The following is a 951-nucleotide window of genomic DNA, read 5'->3' as shown; positions in this document are numbered from 1 at the left end:
TGATTCGGATCTTCATCGATCAGATCGATGGGCAGCTCCAGCGGCCCGCCGTTCCCACCGGTCGGCTGGTTCAGCAAGCCGGACAGATCACCGATGGAATCCAATCCGAGACTAGAGGGTTTATGCGACGCAGTGGCCGCAGCAGCTTGTTTTTTAGCGGCCATCAGGCAATCTCCATTTTGTTGAATACATAGTTCGCCAATGCTCTTACTTCTTTGGCGGCTTTCCTCGCGGCGGTCTTGCGAATCTTCCAGACCGGCACACCGGATGCCAGCGCATCCGCGATACTGCTACGCAGTCCTACGCGCTCCGGGATCATCAGTTGCGGGTAGGCCGCTTCCAGCTCCTGGAGATGCCGGCCGTGGCGAGGGTTCCTCGCATCGACCTTGCTGGGCACCATGCCGAGAAACTGAAGCTTCGGATTCGCCTGGCGCACATTGGCGATAGCCGTGACCATCTTCTGAATACCCTGGATGCTGTAGGTCTCCAGCTCGATGGGCGATAGCACGAAATCTGCCGCGATCAGCGCGGCAGCCAGACCAACGCCAAGGGAAGGCGCAGTGTCGATCAGGATCATATCAAAACCGCTGTCCGCCAGAGCCGCGATATTGGACCGGAAGGTTGCGCCCACCTCGGCGAGCTTCTTTGTCTCCATGTTGGCCAGCTTTGCGTCGGACTCGACGAGTCGGATGCACGGCTCATCGGTTACTTCACCATTGAACCAAGCGCGGACCTCATCGCTGGACTGATCGAACATCTGGCTTGCCGTGTACCCGCTGGCAAACTCCTTTAGTGTCCATGAGGCATTGGCCTGGGTGTCCAGATCGACAACACCAACGCGCAAACCTCGCTCCAGCGCATCAAATGCCAAGTGAACAAGGGTGGCGGTCTTCCCCACACCTCCCTTCTGATTCGCCGCCACCATCGTCTTCATTTCGGACCTCGTGTTTT

At 58.0% G+C, this 951-nt stretch carries 1 protein-coding gene; it reads right to left on the bottom strand.

The annotated features are described in order from the left end of the window. Positions 1 to 163: 163 nt before the first annotated feature. Positions 164 to 951 (bottom strand): ParA family protein (locus ACOCD2_RS22170; protein WP_305801396.1); only part of this gene is annotated, 788 nt, incomplete at its 5' end.

The sequence above is a fragment of the Thiolapillus sp. genome, assembly GCF_048562965.1.
GTDB lineage: Bacteria > Pseudomonadota > Gammaproteobacteria > Chromatiales > Chromatiaceae > Thiolapillus > Thiolapillus brandeum_A.
The sequence above is the reverse complement of the archived record's forward strand: the minus strand, read 5'-3'. Positions and strand labels throughout refer to the sequence as shown.